Below are 8,855 nucleotides of genomic sequence, written 5' to 3' on the forward strand. Positions count from 1 at the left end.
CCCGGCCATCCACGATCTTCCTTGCCGCACAAAGAACGTGGATGCCCGGGACAAGCCCGGGCATGACGAGTTTGTGGCGCAAGCATTCCGCATGCAGCAGGTGCCCACCCTGGAGCGCTCTCAGCAGCGATCAGTAATCCCACCAGGCCGGCACCCACCGGAACAGCTCGCCGGCGGCAGCGACGCGGCCGATGGACGGGAACGGCATGTGCGTGGCCACCAGCCACGAGCCGTTTGCGGCCAGCTCGCGGAAGAGACGGAGCCGGACGCGTGTCGCCTCCTCGGGGTCGTGCTCAAAACCGTTGTGCCATTCGGGGTGATCGAACGAGACCGGGAAGATGGCATCGCCCGCGAACATCAACCGGTCGCCGCCGGACGCCAGGCGAACCACGCTGTGTCCGGGGGTGTGGCCGCCGGTGCGGGAGACGACGACATCAGGCGCCACCTCCTGCTCCTCGTCGAAGGTGCGCAACTGGCTGCGGTATGTGTCGATAAATTCCGTGGAGGCGCGGCGAGCGAGGTCCGCGAGATCCGGCGGCATGCCGGTGCGGGAGAAATCGGGCGCCGCCCAGAACTCGACCTCGGCAGCCGACACGTGGATCCGCAGGTCCTTGCGCAGTTGCTCCTTCACGCCGTCGACGAGGAGACCGCCGACGTGATCGAAGTGCATGTGGGTCAGCACCACGTCGGTCACCGCCCCAAGATCGATGCCGGCGGCCGCCAGCCGCGCACCCAACTGCCCGGCTCGCGAAAAGTCCGGGTACTCATGGCCAATCCCACTGTCGATGAGGATGGTCCGGCTTCCGCTGCGCACCACGACCTCGTTCAGCGCCCAATCGAAGGCGTCCCGCGACAGGAACATGTCGTCGAGCCAGGCGGACCGGACGGCCGGATCGGCGTTGGTCGCCATCGACTCCGCCGGCGGCGTCAGCACGCCGTCGCTGAACACCAGCACGTCGATATCGCCGACCCGCAGCGCATAGCGCGACGGAACCAGCTCGTCGGGCGACGCGTTGCCGGCGCCCAGGCTCTTGATGGTCTTCTGCTTGATGTTGCGGATCATCTGATTCATTTTTGAAGACTCCCTTGTTCAATGCTCATGTTCGAGCTTGCTGCTCAATCCTTGAGGCGCAGGCCGTGCTTCCCGTGTGGGAAGCGCGGCCGGGCAATGGTGAGGCATTCAGAGATCGGCGACGAACGCCGTCAGCACGCGATCAGTAGTCCCAGAACACCGGCACCCAACGGAACGAGTCGCCGTCAACAGCGACGCGTCCGACGGACGGGAACGGCAGGTGCGTGGCCACCAGCATCTCGCCGGTCCTGGCGAGCTCGCGCAGAAGGCCGACACGAATGCGCACGGCCTCCTCGGGGTCGTGCTCGAAACCGTTGAACCAGTCGGGCTGCTCGAACCCGACGGCAAACACGGCATCGCCGGCGAATGTCAGCGCGTCGCCGCCGGAGGCGATACGAACCACGCTGTGTCCGGGGGTGTGACCGCCGGTGCGACGGGCAACGACGCCGGGCGCAATCTCCTGCTGCTGATCGAACAGCCGCAGCCGGCTGCCGTACTCCTTCATGAAGCGCTTGGCGGTCGCGCGAAGTGCATCCGGGAATCCCGGCGGCATGGCGGTGCGGGAGAAATCAGGCGCCTCCCAGAACTTGACCTCGGCAGCCGCCACATGGATCCGCACGTCCTTGCGCAGCCGCTCCTTCACGCCGTCGACGAGCAACCCGCCGATGTGGTCCATGTGCAAGTGGGTCAGCACGAAATCGGTCACTTCAGACAGATCGATGCCGACGGCTTCCAGCCGCCTGATCAACTGTCCGGCCCGCGGCAGATTCAGGTTCGGGTCGGAGCCGAGCCCTGCGTCGATCAGGATTTTCCTGCCGCCGCTGCGCACCATGACCACATTGAGCGCCCAGTCGAAAGCGTCCTGCGGCAGGTACATGTCGTGGAGCCAGGCCGCGCGGACGGCAGGGTCGACGTTGTGTCCCAACATCGTCGTCGGCAGCGGCAGCACGCCGTCGCTGACAACAAGCACGTCGATGTCGCCGACCTTCAGCGCGTAGCGCGACGGCACGAGCTCTTCGGGTCCCGATGCAACGGGGAATGAGGTATTTTGCAAGTTCATGTTCGTCTCCTGTTTCAGGGGGTAGGCTTCCGGCTGGTTGTGGTTGAGCAGGCCACGCATCCATGGACGCGCGGCCGCCATCGCTTCGTGCGTCTAGAGGTCCGTGACACGCTCGGGATCGGCCGACGCGAGTGCTGCGGCGCGCTCGGGCTTCGGCGGATAGATCCAGACGGTGTTGATCTCCTGCTTGGTCTTCTTGGCGACGTCGCCGACCAGCTCCACCTTGCGTTCCCAGCCACGCGTGAACAGCGCGCCGGCCTCGCCGAGATCGAGACAGGTGACGTAGACCTTCTGGTGGTATGGCCTGGTCGGAACTCCGAGCAGCTCGGCCGCGGCGTTGTTGCCGGCAAAGGCGCCCATCCGCGTGGCGTGCTGACACGACATCAGCGCGTAATTGCCGTCGTCGTCGCAGGCCGCCCGCGCCGCATCGCCGGTGGCGAAGACGCCATCAACGCCGGGCACGCGCAAGCAGCGATCGACCAGCAGCCGGCCGAAATTGTCGCGCTCGGCAGGAACCTGCGCGGTCAGCGGCGCGGCGCGAATGCCGGCCGCCCAGATCACGGTCTCGGTCTCGATGTGCTCGCCGCTGGACAAGGTGACGCCGGATTTGTCGAGCCCGGTGACGCCGACGCCAATGCGGGTTTCCACGCCGAGCTTGCGCAGCGCCTCCTCGATGACGGGGCGCGCACCTGCACCCATATCGGGCGCGATCCCGGCGTTGCGCTCGACGATGACGATTCGGGTCTTGGCGTGCTTGCCGAGGATCTCGCGCAGCCGCGTCGGCATTTCGGTCGCCGCCTCGATGCCGGTGAAGCCGCCGCCGGCGACGACGACCGTGTCGCGGCCGTTCACGGCCGGCCGCTTGGCGAGGCCATGCAGGTGCTTGTCGAGGGCAAGCGCATCGTCGAGCGAGTCGACGCTGAAGCCGTGCTCGGCAAGACCGGGAATGGCGGGACGGAACAGCCGGCTGCCGGTGGCCACGACCAGTCGGTCGTAGGACAGCGATTTGCGCGTGCCTGTTGCGGTCGCGATCTGCACCATGCGGGATTTGGTGTCGATCGTCTCGGCGCTGCCTTGCACATAGGTGACGTCGATCGCCTTGAGCACATCCGAGAGCGGTGCGGTCAGCGTCTCCGGCTTCGGTTCGTAGAGCCGCGGGCGGACGACCAGCGTCGGCTCGGGTGCGACCAGCGCAATCTCGAGCTTGTCTGGTGTGACGCCCTGGATCTCGCGCAGGCGGGCGGCGGACAGGGCGGCATACATGCCGGCAAAGCCGGCGCCGATGATCACTAGTCTCATGTGATGGTCTCCTCTGGTTGGGTCTTCTCGGGCACAGGCGCGTTGCCGCCGCCGCAATGCCGTTGCGGCAGGCTGGTCCGTCGGCGACGACGCGAAGCCGTGAAACGAAATCGCAGGATCTTAAGGCGCGATGCAGCCGGGCGCCGACAGACCGGTTGACCTTTGACGAAAGACGATCGGCTGCACGGACCTGAGGTCCCAGTCCTGATAGGGAAGACGCGAGCTTTCCCTTGATATGATTGACACCAACGAGTGGGTCCGTTGCGCGTATTGCGGCGGAATGTCTACTTCTTCACCTGTCGCTGACGTGAAGCGGACAGATAGTGAAAGCCCATACACCACGGCGGTCGCGAGCCATCTTCGGCGTGAGGTGAGCCGGCTGACGAAGCTTTTCCCGATCATCTTTTGTCTCCGTCGATTGGATTGGACATGGTGATGGTCTAACTGATCGGGTCTGTCGCTGCCCCAGAGCGATTGCCATCGCTGTCGAGCGATTGCTGCTAACGCATGCGCCTGCGCCAATCGCTCGGGGTCTCTCCGGTCAGCTTTCTGAAGGCCGCGGCGAAAGCCGTCTGCGACGAGTAGCCAAGCGCTGCGGCGATCGAGACGATGGAGTCGTCGGTGTCGCGCAGCATCGTCATGGCCTGCTCGAGCCGGTGCTGGCGCAGCCAGGCGTGAGGCGAGAGCCCGGTGCTTTCCTTGAAGGCGCGACAGAAGTGGAAGCGCGACAGGCCGGCATCAGAGGCCAGCGCGGCGAGCGAGACATCGGTATCGACGTCCGAGTGCAGACGCTCGATGGCGCGGCGCAGCGTGGTTGGCGCAAGGCCGCCCAGCGTCGGCTGAAGAATGGCCGTCGAACCGGAATGTGCAGCCAGAATGCGCGTCGCGAGAAGATCATTGAGCTGGTGCCGGAACAGCGCATCCAGCACCGCGCTGCCGTGAATCGCATCCGATGCGCTGATGAGAAGACGGGATGTGATCGGATCGGGATGCCCGGTTCGCTCCAGCAGCTCGCGCGGCGCCGTCGTGTCGGCTTCGCGGGCGACGCGCTCGATCGTCCTGTGGGGCAGGTAGAGCTGAACGACATCGACTTGCCCGGGAATGTCCCAGCGCGCGCTCGTGCCGGCCGGAATGATGGTCACGACGCCGCTGCGCGCCGTTCCGATCGCGATCGATTTGCCGTTGCGCCGCTCCAGCCGCTGGACGCCGGTGGGATAGGTCATGATGACGTGGTCGGCCATGGGCTCCACGACGTCATGCAGGGCGCCATGCTTCCAGTGGGCGATGGCTCCGCTCGTGGGATCCGCCGCCATGCTGAGCGGCGCCGTCTTCAGCACGCGCGCCATCTCCGCGTCGGCCGGACGGCGTTCGCCGTTCGGCAGAGGATGCCGGGAGGTCCCGGAAGAGTTGGAGGCGGTCGGCTGCGAAACGTCGCGCTTGATTGGCTTGCAGCTCATGGTCGATGTCCTTGCCATTGAGAGGCACGTCGATTGAGCGTCGTCGGCGCGCGTTCTAGGCGTTGCAAGGGGCAAGCGTCTTTCCCAAAGCCGCCATGCTTTGTCCAAACCTGCTGCAAGCGACCGCGAGGTGTGTGCGACGAAAGTCGCACGACGTGACGTCACAGCGCGCTGCTGTCGGATTGGGCAATTTGGCGGCTGCAAGAGGGCTGCGGTGCGGTGAATGGACAACTGCGCTGACGCTCTCGTGCAGGCAGTCGTGTCACAAAAGCGATAGCTTCACGCAGAATACTGGACGGCTACAGATTGATGTCGGATAACGGCGCCGACTTCGCGGACACGCGAGTCTCGGCTTGGCTCCATTGATGAGACGATCTCCATGACACCGGCCGGTTCCATCGGACGGAAGCTCGGGTTGCCCTTGAATCTCAGGGACGCGCCCTCGCTGATCACGCGCACGCTGCGCAGCGCCGAGCTCGCGGTGGTCGAAACGCGCGATGACGATCCCATGTCCGGTCTATGCGGCGCGCTGCCGTCCGACGATGCCTATCTCGTCAGCATCAAATTTCGCGACTACCCGGATTGCGAATGCTGGGAGCGCGGCCAGTGCGTCATCAAGACCGATATCCGCGCCGGCTCGACCTATCTGTACGATCTCAAGCGCGATCCGCGCTACGTGATCGACAAGCCGTTTCACTCCCTGTTCTTCTATCTGCCGCGCTCGGCGCTCGACGACATCGCGAGGCAAGCCGGCGCGCCGCGCATTGGCGAGCTCGCCTATCAGCCCGGCATTGGCCATGACGACACGGTGGTCCGTCATCTCGGCTCGTCGCTGCTGCAGGCCCTGCATCGGCCCGACGAAGCCAACCAGCTATTCGTCGATCACGCGATGCTTGCGGTCACCGCGCATGTCGCGCAGGCCTATGGCGGACTGCGATGCGGCACTGAGCCGGCCCGCGGCGGTCTTGCGCCCTGGCAGGTGAAGCGCGCTTGCGACAAGCTCGAATCCGATCTCGGCGGGAAGTTCTCGCTGGAGCAGATCGCGGCTGAGTTCGATCTCTCGGTCGGCCATTTTTCGCGCGCCTTCCGCGCCTCGACGGGATTGCCGCCGCATCAGTGGCTGCTGCGCCAGCGCGTCAATACGGCCAAGCAGTTGATGAGGGTGCGCGAGCTGCCTTTGTCGGAGATTGCGATATCGGCCGGCTTTGCCAATCAAAGCCATTTTACGCGCGTGTTTTCGAATGTCGTCGGCGTCAGCCCGGCCGCGTGGCGGCGCGACACGCAGGGCGTACCCGATCGCGACACCTGATCCTGATCAGCGGCGTCTCGTCTGCGAGATCGCATAGGCCGCGCAGCGCGCCGCAAACATCTCGTCCGGCGGATGACCGATGCCGTCGGCAAGATTGGCGGGATTGAAGGCGGCCTCGTCGCAGGCATTTTCTGTTTCGACGCCGGTGATCACGATCGTTCCCAGACGCAACGCTTCGCGTGCCTCCTCGCCGGGCCATCGGATCGTGACGTCCATGACGGGATCGCCGGGGCGATCGAGCAGCGCCATCACGCTGAACCTGACATCGCGGGCCGCGATCCTGGAGTCGAGGTCGCGCTGCAGGAGATCGGACGGCTTCGGCATGGCCTCGTCGCCGGACGGTTTGCCTTGTTCGGCGACCGGCATCACCTTGAACTTGATGAACCTCGTTTCGCCCTTCGCATTCGTCGCGGGAAAGGCGTGCACCGCCCAATAGGTCGTGCCGGCAAGACTCGAGGGTAAAAGGCTTGGGGGCTGCGGATGCGCGGCGATCCCGTGCGCACCAAGCAAACCCAGCATCTGCTCGAGCGTCCCGGCGAAATGAACCGGGGCGCTTTGCGTGAAGATGTCCGAGTGCTGGCCATCGCCGCCGAGCCGGAAACTGAAGCCGCGCGGCACGCGGCTGGCGTCGGTGGCATTTGGATCATCGCAATCCACCGAGAAGCGTGCCAGCACGCGCGACGGCCTGATGAAGCTGCGGGATCTCGTGATCTCCCGCGCCTGATCCGAGGGAGCATAGGTCCCCCGGACGCATCGGCCCCAGGCGAAGCTCGCGCGTGTGCGTGGTGGCAGGTCGGCCGCAGCCCTCAGGGCATCGACGATGGCGGCGGGCGTGGCTGAAGCGGGGGGAGGCTTGGGCAGGACGGGAACCTTGGGCTCGAACGCTGGGACGTTGTTGTCCCGCGGAGCAGAAGGCGCGTCTTTCCCGAAGCGGTCGTGCCTTGTCCGATTCTGCGGCGAAATGAAGGGAGGCGGTGCGGCTTGAAATTGCAGCGTTAATCGCTCCGCCGTCAGCCGGGCTGGACGGCCGCTCGCCAATTCACGATAATGGTTATACCTTACCGTTTGCACCCGCCGGTCCGCGTGGCGAATGGATCGAGATCCAATGGCACAGAGCGGTTTTCACGGTGAGAGGGTCAAGGACCTCCTGCACCTCAAGGACACACCGGCATCGCTGATCATGCGATCGGTGAGCGGCGTCAACGTCTCGGCCACCGAGACGCGCGATGACAACCCGGTCCCGGGCCTGAGCGGCAGAATCGCTCCGGAGGATGCGTATATCGTCAGCCTCAAGCTTCGCGATTACCCCGACTGCGAATATTGGGAAAACGGCAAGTGCGTCGCCAAGCCCGACATCAGGGCGGGCACGACCTATCTCTACGACATGAAGTACGAGCCAGGCTTCGTGATCGAAAAGCCGTTTCACTCGCTGCATTTCTACCTGCCGGCTCTGGCGCTCGATGGGATCGCGGAGCAATCCGGCGCCCGGCGTGTCGGCCAGCTCGACTGTCAATTCGGCACCGGCTTTCAGGACCTGACCATGCATCACGCCGGTGCGGCGCTGTTGCAGGCCTTGCGCCAGCCGTCCGAGGCGAACCAATTGTTCGTCGATCACATGATGCTCGCGGTCACGGCGCATGTCGCGCAGACCTATGGCGGGCTTCGCAGACTTGAGGCGCTGCGCGGCGGCCTTGCGCCGTGGCAGGTGAAGCGCGCCTGTGAAAGGCTTGAAGCCGATCTCGGCGGCAAGCTTGCGTTGCAGGACATCGCGGCCGAGCTGGACCTCTCGGTCAGCCATTTTTCCAGGGCGTTTCGCGCGTCCGTCGGGATGCCGCCGCATCAATGGCTGCTGCATCAACGCGTCAGTGCGGCGAAGCAGTTGATGACCGTCCGCGATCTGTCCCTTGCCGAGATCGCAATCTCGTCCGGCTTTTCCAATCAAAGCCACTTCACGCGGGTGTTTTCAAATCTGGTCGGCGTCAGCCCGGGCGTGTGGCGCCGCGAAGGATTGGGCGCACCGGAGCGTGACAACTGAGCTACCGCGCAGGTCTCTTCCGCAGCTTCGTCTTGTGCACTCGAGCTCAGGCCGGAACGGCTTCGATCACATCGCCATCGAGCGCGTCGTCGAGATCGTCCTCGAGCGGCGCGAGCACCGAGAGCGGTTTTGTCGACAGCGTGATCGGCTTGCGGCCGCCCGACAGCGACGGGGTCGCTTTCACCGTCGCTTCGCGCGACAGTGCGTAGAGCGTCGAGCCGACGCGGCCGCCGATGTCGACGAGATCGCGCTCGCTGCAGCTTGCGGCGATCGCGACCGCCAGCGAGTGCAGATGGCTGCGGCGATAGCAGAACAGCGCGAGGCGTGCGCGCGCGTCGGGGGAAACACTCTCAACCAGCCTCGGCAGGCCGCTTTCACTGGCGCGATACATCTCGCCAAGGAGTTCGTCGCGGACCGGGCAGAAATCGCTTTCGTAGGCGTCGCGGCTTGAAAACATTGCAGTTCTCCCTCTGACCGGGAAGATGCCGCGCAATTCTCTAATGAAGGGTTAACCACGCCACCGGGTAGTCTCCCGGGGTTCTTGCGCCCTTGCCGCGAATCAGAGGCGCGGGCGCAGGTCCGTCCCACCGGCTCGTCATGGCCGGGCTTGTCCCGGCCATCCA

At 65.1% G+C, this 8,855-nt stretch carries 8 protein-coding genes; 2 read left to right on the forward strand and 6 right to left on the reverse strand.

The genetic code is table 11. The annotated features are described in order from the left end of the window. Nucleotides 1-130 precede the first annotated feature (130 nt). From C2U70_RS17430 to C2U70_RS17450, 4 genes are all read right to left on the reverse strand, one after another. Nucleotides 131-1,072, reverse strand: coding sequence for an MBL fold metallo-hydrolase (locus tag C2U70_RS17430; RefSeq protein WP_140979664.1), 942 nt, complete (start codon nucleotides 1,070-1,072; stop codon nucleotides 131-133). A gap of 142 nt (nucleotides 1,073-1,214) precedes the next feature. Next, nucleotides 1,215-2,132: an MBL fold metallo-hydrolase gene (locus tag C2U70_RS17435; protein ID WP_186294318.1), complete on the reverse strand. Its 918-nt coding sequence runs from the start codon at nucleotides 2,130-2,132 to the stop codon at nucleotides 1,215-1,217. Between the two features lie 93 nt (nucleotides 2,133-2,225). After that, complete coding sequence (locus tag C2U70_RS17440) at nucleotides 2,226-3,431, reverse strand: NAD(P)/FAD-dependent oxidoreductase (RefSeq protein ID WP_140979665.1); 1,206 nt, start codon at nucleotides 3,429-3,431, stop codon at nucleotides 2,226-2,228. Between the two features lie 500 nt (nucleotides 3,432-3,931). Then, nucleotides 3,932-4,888 carry a helix-turn-helix domain-containing protein gene (locus C2U70_RS17450; protein ID WP_433960683.1) on the reverse strand — a complete coding sequence of 319 codons (957 nt, stop codon included), beginning with the start codon at nucleotides 4,886-4,888 and terminating at the stop codon, nucleotides 3,932-3,934. Nucleotides 4,889-5,267: 379 nt separating this feature from the next. On the opposite strand from C2U70_RS17450, the gene C2U70_RS17455 reads away from it, so the two are divergent. After that, nucleotides 5,268-6,197 carry a helix-turn-helix domain-containing protein gene (locus tag C2U70_RS17455; protein ID WP_140979668.1) on the forward strand — a complete coding sequence of 310 codons (930 nt, stop codon included), beginning with the start codon at nucleotides 5,268-5,270 and terminating at the stop codon, nucleotides 6,195-6,197. 6 nt (nucleotides 6,198-6,203) lie between these two features. Here C2U70_RS17455 and C2U70_RS17460 read toward each other — a convergent pair whose 3' ends face one another. After that, nucleotides 6,204-6,872, reverse strand: a complete 669-nt coding sequence (locus C2U70_RS17460) for a catalase (RefSeq protein ID WP_246666777.1) — start codon at nucleotides 6,870-6,872, stop codon at nucleotides 6,204-6,206. A gap of 430 nt (nucleotides 6,873-7,302) precedes the next feature. Between C2U70_RS17460 and C2U70_RS17465 the strand changes: the two genes are divergently transcribed. Then, nucleotides 7,303-8,232: a helix-turn-helix domain-containing protein gene (locus tag C2U70_RS17465; RefSeq protein WP_140979669.1), complete on the forward strand. Its 930-nt coding sequence runs from the start codon at nucleotides 7,303-7,305 to the stop codon at nucleotides 8,230-8,232. Between the two features lie 46 nt (nucleotides 8,233-8,278). Here the strand turns inward: C2U70_RS17465 and C2U70_RS17470 are convergent, their stop codons facing one another. Beyond that, nucleotides 8,279-8,689 (reverse strand): hypothetical protein, encoded by a 411-nt coding sequence (locus tag C2U70_RS17470; RefSeq protein WP_140979670.1) that lies wholly within the window; start codon nucleotides 8,687-8,689, stop codon nucleotides 8,279-8,281. Nucleotides 8,690-8,855: the final 166 nt, after the last annotated feature.

It is taken from the genome of Bradyrhizobium guangdongense, assembly GCF_006483445.1.
GTDB lineage: Bacteria > Pseudomonadota > Alphaproteobacteria > Rhizobiales > Xanthobacteraceae > Bradyrhizobium > Bradyrhizobium guangdongense_A.